At 37.0% G+C, this 21441-nt stretch carries 21 protein-coding genes; 18 read left to right on the top strand and 3 right to left on the bottom strand.

Features of this window, described 5'->3' with window-relative positions:
- Window positions 1-3: 3 nt before the first annotated feature.
- Complete coding sequence (locus AC3B5S_RS07535) at window positions 4-225, bottom strand: DNA-directed RNA polymerase subunit epsilon (RefSeq protein WP_489757844.1); 222 nt, start codon at window positions 223-225, stop codon at window positions 4-6.
- Between the two features lie 141 nt (window positions 226-366).
- The gene (def, locus tag AC3B5S_RS07540; protein WP_489757845.1) at window positions 367-933 is read right to left on the bottom strand and encodes a peptide deformylase; all 567 of its coding nucleotides are present in this window, start codon (window positions 931-933) and stop codon (window positions 367-369) included.
- A gap of 197 nt (window positions 934-1130) precedes the next feature.
- On the opposite strand from def, the gene AC3B5S_RS07545 reads away from it, so the two are divergent.
- The 14 genes from AC3B5S_RS07545 (at window position 1131) to holA (ending at window position 16361) form a co-directional block, all read left to right on the top strand.
- Window positions 1131-2231 carry a thiamine pyrophosphate-dependent enzyme gene (locus tag AC3B5S_RS07545; protein WP_489757846.1) on the top strand — a complete coding sequence of 367 codons (1101 nt, stop codon included), beginning with the start codon at window positions 1131-1133 and terminating at the stop codon, window positions 2229-2231.
- Between the two features lies 1 nt (window position 2232).
- A complete protein-coding gene (locus AC3B5S_RS07550; protein WP_489757847.1) occupies window positions 2233-3210 on the top strand; it encodes an alpha-ketoacid dehydrogenase subunit beta in 978 nt (325 codons plus the stop codon).
- 26 nt (window positions 3211-3236) lie between these two features.
- Window positions 3237-4508 (top strand): 2-oxo acid dehydrogenase subunit E2, encoded by a 1272-nt coding sequence (locus AC3B5S_RS07555; RefSeq protein WP_489790302.1) that lies wholly within the window; start codon window positions 3237-3239, stop codon window positions 4506-4508.
- 7 nt (window positions 4509-4515) lie between these two features.
- Window positions 4516-5937: a dihydrolipoyl dehydrogenase gene (gene lpdA / locus AC3B5S_RS07560; protein ID WP_489790303.1), complete on the top strand. Its 1422-nt coding sequence runs from the start codon at window positions 4516-4518 to the stop codon at window positions 5935-5937.
- A gap of 117 nt (window positions 5938-6054) precedes the next feature.
- Window positions 6055-6816, top strand: a complete 762-nt coding sequence (locus tag AC3B5S_RS07565; RefSeq protein ID WP_489790304.1) for an inositol monophosphatase family protein — start codon at window positions 6055-6057, stop codon at window positions 6814-6816.
- Between the two features lie 69 nt (window positions 6817-6885).
- Window positions 6886-8727, top strand: a complete 1842-nt coding sequence (typA, locus tag AC3B5S_RS07570) for a translational GTPase TypA (protein WP_489757851.1) — start codon at window positions 6886-6888, stop codon at window positions 8725-8727.
- Window positions 8728-8913: 186 nt separating this feature from the next.
- Entirely contained in the window at window positions 8914-10086 is a 1173-nt protein-coding gene (locus AC3B5S_RS07575) for an FtsW/RodA/SpoVE family cell cycle protein (protein WP_489775289.1), read from the top strand.
- Window positions 10087-10093: 7 nt separating this feature from the next.
- Window positions 10094-10402: a YlbG family protein gene (locus AC3B5S_RS07580; RefSeq protein WP_489757853.1), complete on the top strand. Its 309-nt coding sequence runs from the start codon at window positions 10094-10096 to the stop codon at window positions 10400-10402.
- Window positions 10402-10953, top strand: a complete 552-nt coding sequence (rsmD, locus tag AC3B5S_RS07585) for a 16S rRNA (guanine(966)-N(2))-methyltransferase RsmD (protein ID WP_489790305.1) — start codon at window positions 10402-10404, stop codon at window positions 10951-10953. The genes AC3B5S_RS07580 and rsmD overlap by 1 nt, the downstream gene beginning before the upstream one ends.
- A gap of 16 nt (window positions 10954-10969) precedes the next feature.
- Window positions 10970-11470 (top strand): pantetheine-phosphate adenylyltransferase, encoded by a 501-nt coding sequence (gene coaD, locus AC3B5S_RS07590; protein WP_489757855.1) that lies wholly within the window; start codon window positions 10970-10972, stop codon window positions 11468-11470.
- On the top strand, window positions 11467-12495 hold the full coding sequence (locus tag AC3B5S_RS07595; protein WP_489790306.1) for a SepM family pheromone-processing serine protease: 1029 nt from the start codon (window positions 11467-11469) through the stop codon (window positions 12493-12495). The genes coaD and AC3B5S_RS07595 overlap by 4 nt, the downstream gene beginning before the upstream one ends.
- Before the next feature lie 45 nt (window positions 12496-12540).
- Window positions 12541-13146 (top strand): ComEA family DNA-binding protein, encoded by a 606-nt coding sequence (locus tag AC3B5S_RS07600; protein WP_489790307.1) that lies wholly within the window; start codon window positions 12541-12543, stop codon window positions 13144-13146.
- Window positions 13139-15343: a DNA internalization-related competence protein ComEC/Rec2 gene (locus AC3B5S_RS07605; RefSeq protein ID WP_489769717.1), complete on the top strand. Its 2205-nt coding sequence runs from the start codon at window positions 13139-13141 to the stop codon at window positions 15341-15343. The genes AC3B5S_RS07600 and AC3B5S_RS07605 overlap by 8 nt, the downstream gene beginning before the upstream one ends.
- Window positions 15330-16361 (top strand): DNA polymerase III subunit delta, encoded by a 1032-nt coding sequence (gene holA / locus AC3B5S_RS07610; RefSeq protein ID WP_489769718.1) that lies wholly within the window; start codon window positions 15330-15332, stop codon window positions 16359-16361. Before AC3B5S_RS07605 ends, holA begins: the two co-directional genes overlap by 14 nt.
- A 22-nt stretch (window positions 16362-16383) precedes the next feature.
- Here the strand turns inward: holA and rpsT are convergent, their stop codons facing one another.
- Entirely contained in the window at window positions 16384-16635 is a 252-nt protein-coding gene (gene rpsT / locus AC3B5S_RS07615; RefSeq protein ID WP_489757860.1) for a 30S ribosomal protein S20, read from the bottom strand.
- Between the two features lie 200 nt (window positions 16636-16835).
- Between rpsT and rpsO the strand changes: the two genes are divergently transcribed.
- The 4 genes from rpsO (at window position 16836) to tuf (ending at window position 21423) form a co-directional block, all read left to right on the top strand.
- Window positions 16836-17105 carry a 30S ribosomal protein S15 gene (gene rpsO / locus AC3B5S_RS07620; RefSeq protein WP_489757861.1) on the top strand — a complete coding sequence of 90 codons (270 nt, stop codon included), beginning with the start codon at window positions 16836-16838 and terminating at the stop codon, window positions 17103-17105.
- A 254-nt stretch (window positions 17106-17359) separates the two neighbouring features.
- Window positions 17360-19057 (top strand): ribonuclease J, encoded by a 1698-nt coding sequence (locus AC3B5S_RS07625; RefSeq protein WP_489757862.1) that lies wholly within the window; start codon window positions 17360-17362, stop codon window positions 19055-19057.
- 92 nt (window positions 19058-19149) lie between these two features.
- Window positions 19150-20049 (top strand): hypothetical protein, encoded by a 900-nt coding sequence (locus AC3B5S_RS07630; protein WP_489757863.1) that lies wholly within the window; start codon window positions 19150-19152, stop codon window positions 20047-20049.
- A gap of 183 nt (window positions 20050-20232) precedes the next feature.
- Window positions 20233-21423: an elongation factor Tu gene (gene tuf / locus AC3B5S_RS07635; RefSeq protein ID WP_489757864.1), complete on the top strand. Its 1191-nt coding sequence runs from the start codon at window positions 20233-20235 to the stop codon at window positions 21421-21423.
- The last annotated feature ends 18 nt before the right edge of the window (window positions 21424-21441 follow it).

A 21441-nucleotide genomic window follows, 5' to 3' on the forward strand; every position in this document is an offset into this window, starting at 1 on the left:
ATACTAAAGCTCCGAGAGTTTAGTCAATTGAAAATTAGGACTTTTTTGTTCGTACTCCAAATAATTGCCAGTTAATTCTTCAATTGACTCAATATTGTAATCAGTTTGTTCTTCAATTGCAGAGCGAACATCAATGGCAGATTCAGCCTCTGTGTAAAGAGTCTCGGTAGTTTCTCGACGCGGATTTTGAACATTATTAGCTTGATATAAAACTTTGTAGATCAATGGAATTCTCCTTTAATTCTTAATTAAATAATTAAACGTTGTCAGTGGTTGATTAAATCAACAGTTAAATAAATGGTATCACATCTAGAGTTGCTTGTATATAAACAACTCCCTTCAAAATCAGAGCATTGAAAAGACTAATTAAGAAATTATAATCGTATTTTCTTCAGCAGCAAATGGGGCGGACATATTAATATGGTCGTAAAATAAATGTCCATTTAAATGATCAATCTCGTGCTGGCAAACAATTGCTGGATAATTTTTAACACGCATAGTTTGGGTTTGACCATCAAAGTCTTGGTAACGAATGGTAATCCGTGCACTTCGTGGCACGTAGCCCGGAATATCTTTGTCAACTGATAGGCAGCCTTCGCCTTCAGCTAATTGGGCTTTTTGGACAGAATTGGAAATAATCACTGGATTAATTAAAGTGATCTTTAGTGCATAATCTTTGTCTGAGTCATTATCTTCATTAGGAACTAAAACGGCCGCCATTTGCTCTGAAACACCTACTTGTGGAGCAGCTAGACCCACACCAGCACGTAAATGATGCTTTTGTGCAAATTCAGGATTTTGACTGTTGATTAAGTATTCCATCATATCATGTGCGAGTTGTTGATCTTTTTGACTTAAAGGAAATTGGACAGGTTGGGCTAATTGTCTTAAAACAGGATTACCATCACGGGTAATATCTTTCATCATATACATAAAAAATTAAACCTCTTTTGTTAGCATAATATTATTATGAATAATAATAGCATACTCAATTTATAGAGTGCCAATACTAAAAAAAATTTACCAAAATTAGTTGGAATTATCCCTTGGATTTAATTCTAAAAAATGTTAAAATACTTTCTGGAAACCCTTACAAATAAAATTGAAGGTTGCGAAAGGAATGGTAAAATATGGCAAATAAGTCTATTGTTGATTTTTCCAAAATTAAGCAAGATCTTTCAGAATTTCCTGATCCAATTCAAGTTGTCGATGAAAAGGCAAAGGTTGTTAATAAGACTGTATTTGACAGTTTTAGTGATGAACAATTAGTGGAATTTATGGAAAAAATGGTCTGGGAACGTGCACTACATGAACAGACGATGAATTTCTCTCGCCAAGGTCGGATGGGTTTTTATGCTCCGACAGCTGGTGAAGAAGCCACTGAAATGGGAACAGTTATGGCAATGAAGAAGCAAGATTTCCTTCTGCCTGCTTACCGTGATATTCCTCAATTAATTCAACATGGTGCTACAGTAACCGAAGGATTCTTATGGTCACGTGGTCATGTTAAGGGTAACGAATTTGAAGCTCGTGCTTTGATGCCACAAATCATCATTGGTGCGGCTTATCTAGAAACAGCTGGTGTAGCTTTAGGCTTAAAGAAAAATGGCGAAGATGCAATTGCCTTTAGTTATACTGGTGATGGTGGTACTTCTCAGGGTGACTCCTATGAAGGTATGAACTTTGCTGGTGCGTTCCAAGCTCCTGCTTTGTTTATCGTTCAAAACAACAACTATGCTATTTCTGTTCCAAGAGAAAAACAAACTGCTGCCAAGGCTTTAACCTTAAAGGCTGCTGCTGCTGGTATTCCTGCTGTTCAAGTTGACGGAATGGATATCTTGGCTTGCTATAGTGTTGCTAAAGCTGCTCGTGAGTATATTTTAGCTGGTAATGGTCCTGTTATGATTGAAACTTTGACAGACCGTTATGGTGCTCACTCTTCTGCTGGTGATGATCCAAGTCGTTATCGTTCTAAAGAAGCACAACAACCATGGTTAGACCGCGATCCATTAATCAGAATGCGCAAGATTTTGACTGATAAGGGATTGTGGACTGATGAACATGAAGAAGAATTAACTAAACAATATAAAGATTCATTTAAAGATGCATTAAAAGAAGCTGATGCAGTCGAACCAGACAAAGTTTCTGATATGTTGAAGCGGACTTTCGAAGTTCCTACTCCAGAAATGCAAGCTGAAATTGCTGAATTTGAAGAAAAGGAGTCCAAATAACATGACTAAAAAATCATATATTCAAGCTATTACAGATGCCTTAGATATTGAATTAAAAGATGATCCTAAGACTTTGATTTTCGGCGAAGATGTTGGTAAAAATGGTGGTGTATTTAGAACTACTCAAGGTCTTCAAGAAAAATATGGTGAGGACCGAGTATTTGATACCCCATTAGCTGAATCTGGTATTTTGGGTCTGTCAATTGGTTTAGGTTTAACTGGCTGGCGGCCATTACCAGAAATCCAATTTTCTGGCTTTACCTTAGAAGGTGTTGACTCTATTGCTGGTCAAATGGCCCGGATGCGTTATCACTTTAATGGTAAGAAGACAAGCCCAATTACTATTCGTTCACCATATGGTGGTGGTACACATACAGCTGAAATGCATTCAGATAACTTTGAAAACTTCTTTGTCGGCGTACCTGGATTGAGAGTTGTAATGCCAAGTAATCCATATGATGCTAAAGGCTTATTAATTTCTTCTATTGAAAATAATGACCCCGTACTTTATTTGGAAAACTTGAAATTATATCGTTCAATGAAAGATGATATTCCTGATGAAAAGTACTCTGTACCGCTAGATCAAGCTAATGTTGTTCAAGAAGGTAATGACATTACATTAGTTGCTTATGGTGCTCAAGTTCAAGAAGCTCAAAAAGCTGCTGAAGAATTAGCTAAGGATAACGTTTCTGCAGAAGTTATTGACTTACGGACTGTTTCTCCAATTGATACAGCAACCATTTTCAAATCAGTTGAAAAGACTCATCATGTAGTTGTAATCCAAGAAGCTCAAAAAATGGCTGGTGTTGGTGCACAAGTTGCCTCTGCGATTGCTGAAGATGCTATTATGTCTTTGGATGCACCAATTGGTCGGGTTGCTGCACCTAATTCAGTTTACCCATTTGCTTTGGGTGAAGAAGTCTGGATTCCTCGTAAAGATGCAATTGTTGCTAAAGCAAAAGAAATTCTAAATTACTAATCGGAATTGAAAGGTAGGATTAATTCATGGCATTTAAATTTACACTTCCGGAATTAGGCGAGGGAATGGCTGAAGGTGAAGTCGCTAACTGGTTAGTTAAAGAAGGCGACGACGTTAAAGAAGACGATTCTTTAGTTGAAATCCAAAATGATAAATCAGTTTCTGAATTACCTTCACCTGTTGCAGGTAAAGTTAAACAAATTGTTGCCCAAGAAGGTGACACAGTTGAAATTGGTGATCCGTTAGTTATTATTGATGACGGTTCACCTGATACACCTGATGATGATGTTTCTAAAGATGATACAGCTGATGCTGCTGAGAAACCTGCTGCTGATGATAAAAGTGTAGCACAACCAGCTCCAGCAGCTGCACCAACAGGACAAGCAAATCAAGATTATTTAGCAATGCCATCTGTTCGGCAATATGCTCGTGATAAGGGTGTTGATTTGGCACAAGTTACTCCTTCAGGAAAACATGGTCAAATTACAAAAGCTGATGTAGATAACTTTAACGGTTCTGCTCAACCTGCTCCAGCAGCTGCAACTGCCGAAGTTGAGGCTACACCAATTAAGCCATATCAATCTGATGAACCTGAACTTGAAACTCGTGAAAAGATGAGTATGACACGGAAGACAATTGCTAAAGCAATGTCTGAAAGTAAAAAGATTACGCCACATGTTACAAGCTTTGACGATGTTGAAGTTTCAGCTTTGATGGCTAATCGTAAGAAATATAAACAAATTGCTGCTGATAAGGGTATTAAGTTAACATTCTTGCCTTATTTAGTTAAAGCAGTAGTTGCTGTTTTGAAGGAATTCCCTGAATTTAATGCTTCCATTGACAGTTCAACTAATGAAATTGTCTATAAGCATTATTACAACATTGGAATTGCTACTAATACAGATCATGGTTTATATGTACCAAACATTAAGAATGCTGATTCTAAAGGTATGTTCGAAATTGCTAAAGAAATTACTGAAAATACCCAAGCAGCTTATGATAATAAGTTAAGTGCTAAAGCCATGAGTGGTGGTTCAATTACTATTAGTAATGTAGGTTCTATTGGTGGTGGTTGGTTTACACCAGTTATTAACCAACCTGAAGTTGCTATTTTAGGTATGGGTAAGATTGCTAAAGAGCCTTACGTTGCTGAAGATGGTTCTATTAAAGTTGGTAATATGTTGAAACTCTCCTTGAGTTATGATCATCGTTTGATTGATGGTGCTTTGGCACAACAAGCTTTGAACATGATGAAGAGTTTGTTACACGATCCAGAAATGTTATTGATGGAGGGTTAATCAAAGTATGTCTGATGTAGAACAAAAAGATACTGTCATTATCGGTGCTGGACCTGGCGGCTATGTTGCAGCTATTCGGGCAGCTGAATTAGGACAAAAAGTTACTATTATTGAAAAAGAATATTATGGTGGCGTTTGTTTAAATGTTGGTTGTGTTCCTTCTAAATCTTTGATTCAAGCAGGTCATCGTTTACACGAAACTCAAGATGGCTCAACTTATGGGATTGCCACTAGTAATGTAAAACTTGATTTTTCCAAGACTCAAGCTTGGAAAGATGATAAAGTTGTTAAACGTATGACTAATGGCGTTAAAATGTTGTTGAAAAAGCATAAAGTTGAAATGGTCGAAGGCGAAGCTTTCTTAGACAATGATCATCAATTACGGGTTATGTCTACTGGACCTAAACAATTTATGGATAATGGTGGCGGTCAAACTATTCAATTTAAGAATTTAATTATTGCCACTGGTAGTCGTCCAATTGAAATTAAAGGCTTTAAGTTTGGCGATCGTGTGCTTGATTCAACTGGTTTATTAAATGTTAAAGAAGTTCCAAAGGAATTAGTCATTGTTGGTGGTGGCTATATTGGAACTGAATTAGCTGGAGCCTTTGCTGATTTAGGGTCACACGTTACTATTCTTGAAGGTACGGATAAGATTATTCCTAATTTTGAACGCGACATGGTTAAAATTGTTGAAAAGAATCTGAAAGCTAAGGGTATTGATATCGTTACAAGTGCCATGGCTAAAGAGGCTAAATCTTCTAAAAATGATGTTGCTGTCACTTATGAAGTTGACGGTAAAGCTTCAACAATTAAGGCTGATTATGTAATGGTTTCTGTTGGACGTAAACCAAATACTGATAATTTTGGTTTGGAAATGACAAGTGTTGAATTAACTGATCGTGGTTTGGTCAAAGTTGATGAACAGGGTCGTACTAATGTACCAAACATTTATGCTATTGGTGATATTGTAGCTGGTCCTGCGTTAGCACACAAAGCCTTCTTTGAAGGTAAGACGGCTGCAGGTGCTATCTCTGGTGAAAAGACAGCCAATGATTTCTTAAGTGTTCCAGCAGTTTGCTTTACTGATCCTGAAATGGCTAGTGTTGGTTTAACTGAAGCTGACGCTAAAGAACAAGGCAAAGAAGTTAAGACTGCTAAGTTCCCATTTGCTGGTAATGCGCGCGCTGTATCATTAGATAGTGCTGATGGCTTTGTTAAATTAGTTGCTGATAAGAAGACCGGTACGATTCTTGGTGGACAAGTAGTTGGACCAAGTGCAAGTACTTTGGTTTCCGAATTAAGTGTTTTGGTAAATTGCCAATTGAATGAGGAAGATGTTGCTCTAACTATTCATCCACATCCAACTTTAGGTGAACCAATTCAAGAAGCAGCAGATGTGTTAATGGGTTATCCAACCAATATTTAATTTTATTGATTAATTCTGAAAAAATCGGCGTTATGCGTCGATTTTTTTGTTGTTTTGCCATAAAATTGGGTTGAAATGGTTATTATTTTATGACATATGACAAAGGATTTTCTATATATGATTGACTTATTGAGGATACAAAAGCAAGTTTTATATATATTGACACAGGTTCAAAAACAATTGAGAAGTAATCGTACTTTTAAGCAAGTACAAGAAAAATCGGGCCGAACAGATCTAGTAACTGAAAGAGATATTAATATTGAACAGTTGATCATTCAAAACTTGAAACAGCAATTTCCACAAGCACGTTTTGTGAGTGAAGAAGGATTTGGAGATCAAGTTCATGATGTGCGTGGACTGATTTTTTATGTAGATCCAATTGATGGAACGATGAATTTCGTTAAGTTACATGATCAATTTGTATCAATGATTGGCGTTTATTTTAATGGTAACCCAGTATTTGGAGCTATAGCGGATGTGATGGCAGACAAATTATATTACGGTGGTCCTAAAATTGGGAGTTTTATGAATGGTCAACCCCTAACAACATTAGCTAATAGCCATCTAAAAGAAGGCTTGGTGATGATTAGTAATCGCTTTTTAAATCAGACTAATTATCAAAAAATAAGACAAACAAGTTGTGGCTTACGTATTTATGGCAGTGCAGGCATTAGTTTTTTACATTTGATTAATCAGCAAGAAATTCTGTATATCTCACAACTGCAACCTTGGGACTTAGCGGCTGGATGGGCCATTGGTTGCTCGCTTGGGCTCCAAGTGCAAACCATTGACGACACCCCAATAAATATGTTACAATCACAAACTGTAATTGTCGGAACAGAACGCGCAACAAAAGAAGCTAAGAAACTATTATCTTAGTTGATGAGCTGTGATCGTATGTATCACAGCTTTTTTATACACTGAGATCCAATGGAAGGAAGCTAAGTTTTGAAAACAAGAGAAGATATTCGCAATATTGCTATTATTGCTCACGTCGATCATGGAAAAACAACATTAGTTAATGAACTTTTAAAACAATCAGATACATTGCCTGAACATATGGAATTAGGCGATCGGGCAATGGATTCCAATGCCATTGAAAAAGAACGTGGAATTACAATTTTATCTAAGAATACTGCTGTTAAATATCAAGGAACGCAAATTAATATTTTGGATACTCCGGGACACGCCGATTTTGGTGGCGAAGTCGAACGGATTATGAAAATGGTTGATGGTGTTTTGTTGGTTGTTGATGCTTATGAAGGTACCATGCCACAAACTCGCTTTGTGTTGAAAAAAGCTTTAGATCAACATTTAACACCCATTGTTGTGATCAATAAGATTGACCGTCCTGGTGCCCGTCCGGAAGAAGTAGTGGACGAAGTTTTATCATTGTTTATTGATTTGGGTGCTGATGAAGATCAATTGGAATTTCCAGTAGTCTATGCTTCAGCTGTTAATGGAACTTCTAGTTATGACTCTGATCCTGAAGCACAAGAGCATACAATGAAGCCAGTTTTTGATACTATTTTAAAGACGATTCCCGCTCCTGTTGATAACAGTGATGAACCCTTACAATTTCAAGTTGCGATGTTAGACTATAATGATTATGTTGGTCGTGTCGGCATTGGTCGTGTCTTTCGTGGTAAGATTAAAATTGGTGATCAAGTTTCTGTTTTGAAGCTTGATGGTTCAAAACAAAACTTTCGGGTAACGAAAATTTTTGGTTTCTTTGGGTTAAAACGCGTTGAAATCCAAGAAGCGCAAGCCGGTGATTTAATTGGCCTATCGGGTATGGAAGATATCTTTGTTGGTGAAACGGTTACGCCAGTAGATCATCCTGATGCTTTACCAATTTTACGGATTGATCCACCAACCTTGAGAATGACCTTCTTGGCGAATGATTCACCATTTGCTGGTCGTGAAGGTGATTTGGTAACTGCTCGGAAAATTCAAGACCGTTTGGAACAACAATTGCAAACCGACGTTTCTTTAAAGGTTGAAGATGCTGGTACTGCAGGTGCTTGGATTGTTTCGGGCCGTGGAGAACTACATTTGTCCATTTTAGTTGAAGAAATGCGGCGTGAAGGCTTTGAACTGCAGTTATCTCGACCGGAAGTTATTTATGAAGAAGTTGATGGCAAAGTTTGTGAACCGTTTGAATTAGTGCAAATTGATACTCCAGATGAATATGTTGGAACAATTATTGATTCAATGGCTCAACGTAAAGGTGAAATGAAAAATATGGAAAGTACCGGTAATGGTCAAACACGGTTAACTTTCTTAACACCTTCACGTGGTTTAATTGGTTACTCTTCTGAATTTTTATCTCAAACGGGTGGCTACGGTATTATGAACCACGCTTTTGATTCATATCTTCCAGTTATTAAAAACTGGGAACCAGGCCGGCGCAGTGGCGCTTTAGTTTCCATTAATCAAGGTCCATCAACGACTTATAGTTTACAATCTGTGGAAGATCGGGGCCAGTTATTTATTGGTGCTGGTGTTGATGTCTACGAAGGAATGATTGTTGGTCAAAGTAGTCGGGATCAAGATATTGCGGTTAATGTTACTAAGGGTAAAAATTTGACGAATACGCGGGCATCTGGTAAGGATCATGCTGCTGCTATTAAAACACCAAAGAAGATGTCTTTGGAACAGTCCATCGAATTTTTGAATGAAGATGAATATTGTGAAGTTACTCCACAAAGTATTCGCTTGCGGAAAAAGATTTTAAATACTAACGAACGTAAAAAAGCTGATAAAAAGCGGAAAGTTGTTAAAGACTAAAACTTTAACTGCTATGAGCTGAACATCAACAAGTAATTAATTGATTATTTTTTATTTGTAATTCAGGCAATCTTTCGATCCAATTTGATTGAAAGATTGCTTTTTATATATCAGAATAAATCGTTTTAAAAATGATATAATAAAAAAAACTAAGAAAAGAGTGACAGTAGATTATTGAAGGTTAAATTGAAAAATTTGGATTATTGGATTTTAATTCCCTTTATTGTTCTTTCAGCTTTAGGGGTAATCATGGTCTATTCAGCTAGTTCTAATGCAGCAGTTTTGCAAGGAATGACCAACTTAGTTTATTTAAAGCGGCAATTAATTTATGTAATAATCGGATTCTGTTTATGTTTATTATTTTATTTATTTAAAATTGATTTGTTAAAAAGTCGGTTCTTTGTACAAATTTTTTTAATTGGTGTCACAGTACTGTTAATTTATTTATTACTACGAAAACATTTTCGACCAACTTCGATGATTAATGGTGCGTCAGCTTGGATTAAAATCGGACCGATTAATTTGCAACCGTTGGAATTGGCTAAATTAGCTTTGATTTTGTACTTGGCTAAAGTTTTGAGTGCTCGCACTTTAAGAATTCGCCAACAAAATTTAGTTCCAATGTTGCAAGAATTATTTCCTCCCATTTTGTTATCGGGCTTGATTATTTTACTGACGCTCTTACAACCAGATCTTGGGGGCGCGGCTATTTTAGCATCCATTGTTTTTTTACTGACATTTAGTTCAGGCGTTGATATGAAATATGTTGTGTCCGTAATCTTGATATTAGTGGCGTTATTTGTGATTGCTTATTTTTGGTTTAAGCATCAATTAGTCGTTGGCGCTAACTCGTCTTATAAGTTGAAACGGTTAATGGCTTTTTTCCATCCATTTGAGTTAGAAAAAACAGGCGGGATTCAATTGGTTAATTCTTATTATGCGATTAATAATGGTGGTCTGTTTGGTCGCGGCCTGGGTAATAGTATTCAAAAGTTGGGTTATCTACCTGAACCATATACCGATTTTATTCTTGCAATTATTAGTGAGGAACTGGGTGTGGTTGGTGTGATTTTAGTTTTAGGATTACTCTTTATTTTAATTGCCCGTATTGTTTATTTAGGGTTGCATTCCACCAATGCTTATTGGACATTGTTATGTTATGGCATTGCTACCTTGTTGTTTGTACAAACTTCGTTTAATGTTGGTGGCGTTGTAGGTTTATTGCCCATTACAGGTGTGACGCTACCGTTCATTAGTTATGGTGGTTCTAGCCAATTAGTGTTGTCAATTTGTATTGGAATTTGTTTAAATGTTTCTTTAAATCTTAAAAGAACCGCTAAGCTAGAGAAAGTAGGTTGATGAATTAATGAAATTAACACCACGACAGGAAATTATTGTCTGGATGTCTAATAGTCATCCTAGTAAGAGATTGCGCCGTTTTGGGACAGTAATATATGTGTCCTTTAAAATGAATTATGCCATCATGTATTTAGATCAAGCTAATCTCCAGAGTCAAATTAAGGTCATTGAAAAGTTATCATTTGTTACCAAAATTGAATTGTCACCCCGGCAAGATTTAGAAACGGATTTTGATGATAAGATTGGGAACGTGGCTAGTTTATTAATTCCGGAAGAACAAGATAAACGGATAAATAATAATGGGGGTAACGAGTAATGCGAGTGATCGCCGGAACTTTCCACGGGTTAAATTTATTACCGGTTAAAGGGCGTAATACGCGGCCAACGGGGGCAAAAGTTAAAGAAGCCATGTTTAATATTTTGGCGCCATATTTATCCGCTGTTACTACTGGTTGTGATTTGTTTGCCGGCACGGGATCTTTGGGAATTGAAGCTGTTTCCAGAGGGGTCGAACAAATGTATTTAGTCGATTCTAGCAGGCAAGCTCAGCAAACCATTCAAGCTAATGTTTTGAAAACACATGCTGAACCTCAGTTTCAATTGCTAAAAATGACCGCAGAAAAGGCTTTAACAGCTTTACAACAAAAACAAGTCCAACTAGATCTGTTACTCCTCGACCCACCTTATGCACAACACGTTACTGTAAAATTAGTTCAACAAGCGATGCAATTAGGCTTAATGTCATCGGGAGCCCTTATTGTGATTGAAACGGATTATGCTTTACAACCACCTGATTTGCAGCAATTTACAGTCATTGCAGACAAGCAATATAATCAGACCTATGTTCAAGTATGGCAATTAAATTAAAGAGGTAATAACGGAAATGGTGAAAAAAATTGGTGTTTATGCTGGTAGTTTTGACCCTGTAACTAATGGTCATTTAGATATTATCACGCGTGCGAGCCGTTTATTGGATCAGTTATATGTAGTGATTTTAAATAATACGAGTAAAAAATATACTTTTTCCTTTACAGAAAAATTAACGTTATTAAACCAAGCGGTTGCTTCCTTACAGTTAGATAATGTTCATGTACAATTGGCTGCTGATCAGTTATTAGCCACGGTTGCGCAACAATTACAAGCACATTGGTTGGTGCGCGGCTTGCGCACAGCGGATGATTTAAATTATGAGATTTCAATGCAACAAATTAATCAATTGCAAAATGCTGATTTAGAAACAATTTATTTAGTAGCTAAACCCCAGTATATGTATTTATCTTCCAGTATGGTTAAGGAAGTGATTGCTTACGGTGGGCAAGTGGATGGTTTGGTTCCCGAGGTCGTAGCCAAAGCATTAACGCAGAAGTTGCAGTCTCAACAATGAAAGCTAAACATTGGTTAATAACGTTGATAGTTGTGGGATTATTAATGTTACTATTTTTTTGGCCCTTGCCCGCTTTTATTGAGTCTCCCGGCTCAGCTAGTCATACTGATCAGGTGATCACCGTTAATCATCATAGCAAGTCGTCACCGTTATTATTTACGACAGTACAAGTGATGCAGGCGACGCCTATCACTTGGCTAATAGCGCACGTTTTACCTTATCATGAGGTCTTGAGTCAACAAGATTTAATGGCTAACGATAATACAACTGAATATGCGCAAATGCAGAAGTATTATATGAGAAATGCCAGTAATAATGCCATTGCTGCCGCCTTTAAAGAAATTCATCGGCCGGTTAAGCAACGCTATCAAGGTGTTTATGTTTTGTCAGTTTTAAAAAACTCCCATTTTCAGCATTCTTTACACGTGGGTGATGTCATTACTAAAGTTAATGGCCGGGCTTTTCAAAGTTCTCAGGGATTAATGCATTATCTTCAACGTAAAAAAGCCACTGAGAAAGTAGCAGTTACTTATCAACACCGAGGCAGAATCCAAACAGCACATCAAAAACTGATGCGTTTGCCACATGAAAAGAAATCTGGTTTAGGGATTCAATTAGTTGATAAAGTTCAAGTTCAAACTAATCCTCAGGTGAAAATTAACGCTGGTTCTGTTGGGGGACCATCGGCAGGACTGATGTTTACGTTGCAAATTTACGAGCAATTAACTCAACAAAATTTGACCCAAGGGCAAATAGTAGCTGGCACGGGAACTATTACGCCACAAGGTCAAGTGGGGCCGATTGGCGGGATTGATAAAAAGGTGGTGGCAGCTAACCGCAAAGGTGCTAAGATCTTTTTGGCACCACGTGATCCAGTAACGCCAGCTAAATTAAAACTTGATGCACATTACCAAAGTAATTATCAATTGGCTAAAAAAACGGCTCAAAAGTTGCATTCTTCGATGAAGGTTGTACCAATCTCTAATTTAAAACAGGCCATTCATTATTTAAAAACGCATCCTTAGAAAAAAAGGGGCGTTTTTTTTGTAATTAAAATTGGGTGATGAAGAATGCAGAAAATAAAAAATTGGTTAGTAGCTTATTGGCAGTTGTTAGTTGGAGGACTAATAATTTTGGCAGTAGTATTGTGGAAATTTTGGCCCAGTTCCTTAATACCGACGAAAAATGATCCGCCAACAGTGCAACAGACAACCATGGTTAAATCTACTCCTAAAAAATCTCCAACGACGATTGTTGTTGATGTGCAAGGTGAAGTGAATAAGCCGGGAGTTTATCATTTATTGGCATCGGCGCGGATTTATGATGCTATTCAACATGCCGGGGGTCCCACGGCTAATGCTAATCTCAAGGGTATTAATCAAGCTCAAAAATTGCATGATCAAAGTCAAGTCATTGTCCCAGATCAAACCACAGCTGCACCGAATGCGAATGCCGCTGCCACAACCGCGACTACGACAGCCAATGCAAGTGTTAATTTAAATTCTGCAACGGCTGAAGAATTGCAGCAAGTTAATGGTTTAGGACCGAAAAAAGCACAGGCAATTATTCAGTATCGGCAAGATCATGGTAGTTTTACTAAAGTGGAAGATCTGACTAATGTCAAAGGATTTGGTGAAAAGACCGTGGACAATTTGAAGGATCAATTGTGTGTTTGAACGAGGTTGGTATTTATTTGGAGCTCTTTTTTTACAATTAACCATTGCTTTTGTAATCACTCAGAATGTTTGGTGGCTGATTTTAGGTATCGGTGTGATTGGCATTGTCTTACGCCATCAAAAATATTCAGTTTTAGTGCTGCTAACGGTGATGGGAGTGCTGGGGTGGATAATCGGTCAACAACCGCATATTGCTCAACCACAAACTCATGTCATTACAGTTTATCCTGATCAAGTTACCAACCGAACTAATTGGTTGTATGGTCAAGGACAAATTAATGGTTCACAGAAAGTTAATGTTGGAATCAATAGTAATTTTCAAGTGAAATCCCCCCAAATTATTATCCTACAGGGAGATTTTGTTTGGCAAAAAATCAAGCCCGCCACTAATCCAGGAGAATTTGATTTTCAAAAATATGAACGAACGCAAAAGATTTATTATCAAGCTACCGCTCAACATGTTCAAATCAAGTTACGAGCTCCCCGGGGAATAATTGAGTGGTTACACATTTGGCGTTATCGCTTGTTGTTACAAGTGTACCATTTACCACATTGGTTACGTTTAAATGCTAGTAGTTTGTTATTGGGACAATTTGATAATCAAGAGCAAGATTTGCGGCAAGGATTAACAAACTTAGGTATTATTCATATCTTTAGTATTTCGGGGTTGCATATTTACTTATTGGTTAATTGGATCAGCCAATTGGCAGGGGCTTGTAAACTTCGTAAAGAGTATGTTGATTGGCTAATTTTAGTCAGCTTACCAGCGATTGTTGTATTAACCGGTAGTGGTATAGGTGTTTGGCGAGCTTGTATCAGCCAAATTTTAAAAATGTTAAATGAGAAATATCGTTGGTATTTATCCCGCAATGATATCTTTGCGGGGACTTTGATTATTCATAGTTTTTTGATGCCACAAGTCCTGTGGACATTGGCAGGACAATTGAGTTATTTATTAGCTTATGGCTTAATTGTCTTGCAACAGAAAACGGTGTGGCAACAATCATTGCTGATGAATTTATTGAGTTTACCAATTTTAATTTTTCATAATTACAGTTTTAGCTGGTTAACGTTTTTAGCTAATTTATGTTTGACACCGATCTTTGAAAAAATGATTATCCCGCTAACTTTAATTAGTGTTTTTTTAAGGCAAGCTAATTGGTTGATTACTCCGCTGGAATCTTTGTTTACTTTGATTTATGCGCCAATTCAAGTATTAGCCCATGCTTCCTGGTCGCAAGTGACGGTTGGTAAAATTAATCTGGTAGTTTTATTACTGCTGTTATTTATGACCTTAGTTATCGCTCAACATCCCACCAAAACAGTTTTATTAGGCTTGCTGATTGGTTATTGTTGCATTATTTTGTTTAACCGCTATCCAATGACCGGTGAAGTTAGTTTGATAGACGTGGGACAGGGCGATAGTATTTTAATTACGACGCCTTTTTTAAAACGCACCTATTTGATTGATACTGGTGGAAAATTAAATTTTGGTCACTATCATTCGACTAATAATCGGGTTCAATCTATTACCATTCCATACTTGCGGTATCGAGCTATTACGCATTTGGATGGGGTGTTTTTATCACATCAAGATGCTGATCATATTGGTGATTTGAAAGTTTTATTACAAAATTTTCCGGTTAAGCATGTTTATTTAGCAGACGGGATGCAAAAAATACCGGCAGTTGTACGGCAATTACAACCGTTTATGCATAAAATTGCAATTGTTAGATTACATGTCCATGATCAAATTTTATTACCCCATCAAGATTTTATGCAAGTGGTCTGGCCTCCACATTTATCTAATGGAAAAAACGAAGATTCACTGAGTTTAATAGTGAGTTTACAGGGCAAGAAATGGCTTTTTACGGGTGATTTAGATCGTGCCCACGAATTAAAATTATTTAAGCAACATGCTCCTAGAATTGATTTTTTAAAGGCGGGGCATCATGGTAGTAAAACAGCCAGTTCTCAACGCTTTTTACAACAAATTAAACCAAAATTAGTATTAATCTCTGTCGGGCGCCATAATCGTTATGGTCATCCTAGTCCGGAAACACTACGGACACTCAAAAAATTGCACATTCCTAATTTAAGTACAGCAAAACATGGTATGATTACTTGGAATTACAATTATGACCACCAGGAGAAATGGCGAGTTTTTTCAAGGAAAGAATTAAATGAAAGTCAATGAATTACAACAATCATTAAAGCAACAACAAATCGCACCCTTGTATTTAGTCGTGGGTTCTGAAAGTGAACTGATGCAACAAGTACGACAAATTTTTGTGCAATATTTGACGCCGGAAGAACAAGAGTTAAATGTGGCGGAATTTGATTTAGAGCAAGTCGATGTGCAAGAAGCTGTTGGTGAAGCTAATACTTTACCCTTTCTAGGTGAGCATCGTTTGGTACTAGTTACTAATCCAATCTTTTTGAGTGGTAATAAAAATAAAACGGGAATTGAGCAAAATGTGGCAGCACTCATAGACTATGTACAAGATCCACAATCAACAACTATTTTTGTGATTTTTGCGCCATATGAAAAATTAGATCAGCGTAAAAAAATTACGAAAGTATTGAAGCAAAAAGCACAAGTAATCGATGTGCAAAAATTAACCACTCAGTCTTTACAAAGTACTCTGCAAAAACAGATTACGGCTCAAGGCTTTACGATTGTGCCGGCGGCTTTAACAGCATTAATTCAACGAACCAAAGGGGACTATTCACTCGCCAATTCAGAATTAAAGAAATTGTTTTTATATGCGCAAAAGCAAAAAATTATTGATTTAGCTATGGTGCAACAATTAGTGCCCCAGTCTTTGGATGATAATGTTTTTGATTTGTTAGATGCCATTTTACAGCATAATTTACGGCAAGCTGAAAATTTATACCAACAATTGTTGATCCTAAATAATGATCCAATTTTGTTGACAGCATTAGCTCAAAGTCAAATTCGGGTATTGTTGCAAGTGAAGATTTTGGCTGGTCAGGGAATGTCACAAGGAAAATTGGCACAGTTTTTACAGATTCATCCTTATCGAGTGAAATTAGCGTTACAGCGAATTAAAAATTACGATTTAGGACAATTAAAAAAAGCCCTTTCCGACTTAATCGAAATGGACTATCAAATGAAGACAGGTCAGGCCAATAAAACGCAATTATTTGAATTGTTCATGATTGCGTTCATTACAAATAAAAAGACGGGCTAAGGTCCGTCTTTTTTAGGGTTAATTATTTAATTTTAGCGGCCAAACGTGATTTATCACGTGCAGCTTTGTTTTGTTTAATTAAGCCCTTGGACTTAGCCATATCAATGGCACGTGCAGCTTGACGATATAATTCTTGAGTATCTTCAGCGCCATTAGCAGCAGCAGTTTCAAACTTCTTAATAGTAGAACGCATTGCACTACGTTGAGCAGTATTACGTTCATTTGCTTTGGCAGATGTCCGTACACGCTTAATAGCTGATTTAATTTGTGGCATGTTCAATTCACCTCCGTGACCATCCCAATACCCTAAAAGTATACTAAAATCAGCTTCGATTTGCAATCATTCTGAAATAAATTCTTGATTTTTTCGACAGCTTAAGTTATATTCAACTATGTATTAGCTATGCTTTGTTTGTTGTGACACCGGCGCAAGCACAGTTTAGCTGAATTAATTTTATGAAGGTGGTTTTTGACATGGCAATAACTAAAGCAAAGAAACAAGAATTAATTGAAAAGTACGGTCGTAAAGCAGGCGATACTGGTTCTCCAGAAGTCCAAATTGCAATTTTAACTTATGAAATTAACAATTTGAACGATCATTTGAAGATCAACAAGAAGGATCATCATTCTTATGTTGGTTTGTTAAAGAAGATCGGTCATCGTCGTAATTTATTAGCTTACTTACGGAAGAGCGATATTAATCGTTACCGTAATTTGATTCAAAGTTTAGGCTTACGTCGTTAATAATTATCCAAAATTTAAGGAACTGTTCGAATTTATTCGAACAGTTTTTTTGTGGTTTGGATTTGAGAATTCTTTGCTGACAATCCCCCAGTCAAATTTTGAAATTTTACAGTGATAAGTCAATTCCAGATTGGTGTTTTGTATAAAAAATTAGAGAGTTGTGCTACAATGAGACAAACGCATTCAGGTAGTCACGAAGTGACAGCAAGATCTTGCAAGATTTTGAAATACTTAACAGCAGAAGGGTGAGATATTTGGCAAATTTAAAAATAATTCCGTTAAGTGGCTTACGAGAAAACGGAAAAAATATGTATGCCGTTGAATACGGGGATGAAATTGTTATTTTAGATTGTGGATTACAATATCCGGAAAATGAATTATTGGGAATTGATGTGGTGATTCCAGATTTTACTTACATTCAAGAGAATATCGATAAAGTAGTCGGGGTCTTTTTAACACATGGTCATGCTGATGCAATTGGAGCTTTACCTTATTTAGTCGGAGACTATGATATTCCCGTTTTTGGTTCCAAATTGACAATTGAGTTGGCCAAAATTGCAATTAAAAATAATAAAAATAGTCGTAAATTTAATAATTTTCAAGTAATTGACGCGCAAACGGCGATTGATTTTGAGCAATTGAGTATTTCCTTTTTCAAAACAACGCATTCGATTCCTGATTCTTTGGGAGTAGTGGTTCGGACACCAGTTGGTCAAGTGGTTTATACGGGTGATTTTAAATTTGATCAATCAGCAGATTCAATTTATCAAACTGATTATCAGCGTTTGGCCGATATTGGTCGAGAACCAGTTTTAGCCTTATTAAGTGATTCGGCTAATGCCGAATCACCTTATCCAGCAGCGGATGAGCGGGATATCTATAATTATATTTGGGAAACTTTTGAATACCAAACGGGGCGGATAATTGTCGCTTCGGTCGCTTCTAATATTTTACGGATGCAACAAATCTTTAATGCTGCGCAGAAGACGCAGCGCAAAGTGGTGTTGACAGGTCAAAGTGCATCAAAAATTGTACGGACGGCGATTAAGTTAAATTATTTGACGGTGCCAGATGGTTTATTAGTCAGTGCGCGTCAAGCTGAAAAATTACCCAAAAATCAAGTTGTCATTATTGAAACTGGCCGCATGGGCGAACCAATCAAGATTTTACAAAAAATGGCTACTAGTCATCATCATTTTTACCATATTGAAGAGGGCGATTTAGTCTTTCTAACGACGACACCATCACATGCAATGGAAACGACGGTTGCCAAAACGCGGGACTTGATTTTTCGTGCGGGCGGTGAAGTTAAAAGTTTAAGTGACTCGGGGTTGTATACCTCGGGACATGCTGCCAAAAGTGATTTGCAGTTGATGATTAATATTTTACGACCTCAAAATGTAGTTCCGATTCAGGGTGAATACCGTAATTTGGATGCGCATTTGCATATTGCTTTAGAAACCGGATTAGATCAAGATCATGTCTTTGTTTTAAAAAATGGTGATGTTTTAAGTTATGAAAAACAACAGTTTCATTTAGCTCAAGCAGTAACTGCTGGTGATACTATGATTGATGGTGTGGGCATTGGTGATATTGGAACCATTGTTTTGCGCGATCGGCAATTATTGTCCCAAGATGGTGTCTTTATTGCTGTAGTAACTATTGATCGCAAGAAAAAGAAAATTATGTCTCAGCCACAGATTACAGGCCGTGGTTTTGCTGGTTTGGAAGAAAAGCCGGAATTACTGGCTGGCAGTCGCGAGGTGGTTGTGCGAGCAGTAGAACATAACTTATTGCATAAAGATTTTGATTGGTCGGAACTGAAACAAGACGTTCGTGAAGACTTGAATCATTATTTATGGGAACAAACTAAGAGTCATCCAGTTATCTTGCCAGTTATCATGGAAGTTAACCAAAATCGGCATCGTAAAGCGCAGCATAGTCATCAATAATTAATGAAGTTATGTGTAAAGAAGTCAAATGCTAAAGAAGCTTATTGTTTAGTAATTTGACTTTTTTACTATCTAGCTAGAGGTAATCAAACTTGGAAGAAAAAAGCTATCAAGCTCTATTACAAGCAGCCCAAGAATATCAACGAACAAAGAATTATTTAGCCGCTGCGGAATCGTTAGATCAGGCTTATCTACTCCAACCGAGCTTTTCCGTCCAATTGGCGTTAGTTAAAGCAAGACATCAAGCCCAACAGGATCAATTGGCTTGGCAATTACTTCAGCCTGATGTAGAGCTTTTTTTAACTACGGCATCGAATTTAGCCTTGGTGATTGATGTTTTGATTGGAATCAATAATTTCCTTCAGGCCCAACAATTATTATTACAAGCGCCGTCGGATTTAAATTCTATTAAAAAAAAGTTACAAACAGTAATTGACCAACATCAACAGCGTTACTATCAACGACATTTAGCTGAAATTAAACAGTTAAAACAGCAGATTTTATCCATTGTAACCTTGCCTTTAATGCAACAATCTAATTTGATTTTACAATTACATTGTTTAACGAGTTGGGATTTTGAACAAAGCAGTCAAGTGCTTTTGCAAAACCCTTATTTGCATCCGTTATTGAAAGCGGGCTTGACGGAAGATTTAGTCAAGTTACAAATTCAACATCTCGTTAAAATTAATTTTTATGGTACTGACAAAAAGTTTTTGCCAGCAAAAACCCCGTTAATTTATCAATTGAATAGTTTAGTTAGTTGGCAAAAACAGCTAGTGGATAATCGTTTAAAGGATGAAACCAATTTATTAGCGGCAATGTTATATCCGTTTACGGATCAGATTATTTGCGATCCAGATTTATGGTTGCAGCGGATCAAATCTCGCTGGGAGAATGAAAAAAATACCCAATCACTTGAAAAACCAGCAAAAGCTGTTAAAGTAGATAAGTGGTTGGATAAATTAGATGAATTATTAAGTTTATTCAATTAATTTAGAAAATTGGTTTACATTTGATAACTCAGTTTGTATACTACTAAGAGTATATTTTTGGTCGGTATCGCTTTGTTTTTGGAACCAAAAGTAGTATAATTCTTGCATAAAGAGTTGTCTTTGCAATACTCTTTATATTTTTTTGTGAAGATAATTCAGATGACAAACAGGAGGTTTCTTTTCATGGCAGAAAAAGAACATTATGAAAGAACTAAGCCCCATGTAAATATCGGTACAATCGGTCACGTTGACCACGGTAAAACAACTTTAACAGCTGCAATTACTAAAGTTTTGGCTGATAAAGGTTTAGCTAAAGCTGAAGATTATTCTGATATTGACAAGGCTCCAGAAGAAAAAGAACGTGGGATTACAATCAACACTGCTCACGTTGAATATGAAACTGAAAAGCGTCATTACGCTCATATTGATGCCCCAGGACATGCTGACTACGTTAAAAACATGATCACTGGTGCTGCTCAAATGGACGGCGCAATTTTGGTTGTTGCTGCAACTGATGGCCCAATGCCTCAGACTCGTGAACATATCTTGTTAGCTCACCAAGTTGGTGTTGACTACATCGTAGTCTTCTTAAACAAGACTGACTTAGTTGACGATGATGAATTAGTTGACTTAGTTGAAATGGAAGTTCGGGAATTATTATCCGAATACGATTATCCTGGGGATGACATTCCAGTTATCCGTGGATCCGCTTTGAAGGCTTTGGAAGGTGACCCTGAACAAGTTAAGGTCATTGAAAAGTTAATGGATACGATTGATGACTACATTCCTACACCTCAACGTAGTAATGACAAGCCATTCTTGATGCCTGTTGAAGATGTCTTCACAATTACTGGTCGTGGTACTGTTGCTTCTGGTCGTATTGACCGTGGCGAAGTTAAGATCGGTGATGAAGTTGACATTGTTGGCTTGCATGATGAAGATGGTCATTCAACAGTTACTGGTTTGGAAATGTTCCGTAAGACGCTTGATTTAGGTGAAGCCGGCGATAACGTTGGTGTCTTGTTACGTGGTATCAACCGTGATCAAATCGAACGTGGTCAAGTTTTGGCTAAGCCAGGTTCCATCCAAACTCATAACAAGTTTAAGGGTGAAGTCTACATCTTAACTAAAGAAGAAGGTGGACGTCATACTCCATTCTTCTCTAACTATCGTCCACAATTCTATTTCCATACAACTGATGTTACTGGTGTTATTGAATTACCTGATGGCGTTGAAATGGTTATGCCTGGTGATAATGTAACTTTTGAAGTTGACTTAATTGCTCCAGTTGCTATCGAAAAAGGTACTAAGTTTACTGTCCGTGAAGGTGGACGTACTGTTGGTGCCGGTGTTGTTACTGAAATTTTAGACTAATTTTCATGGCAACTAAAA

The organism is Bombilactobacillus sp. ESL1094, from assembly GCF_058107425.1.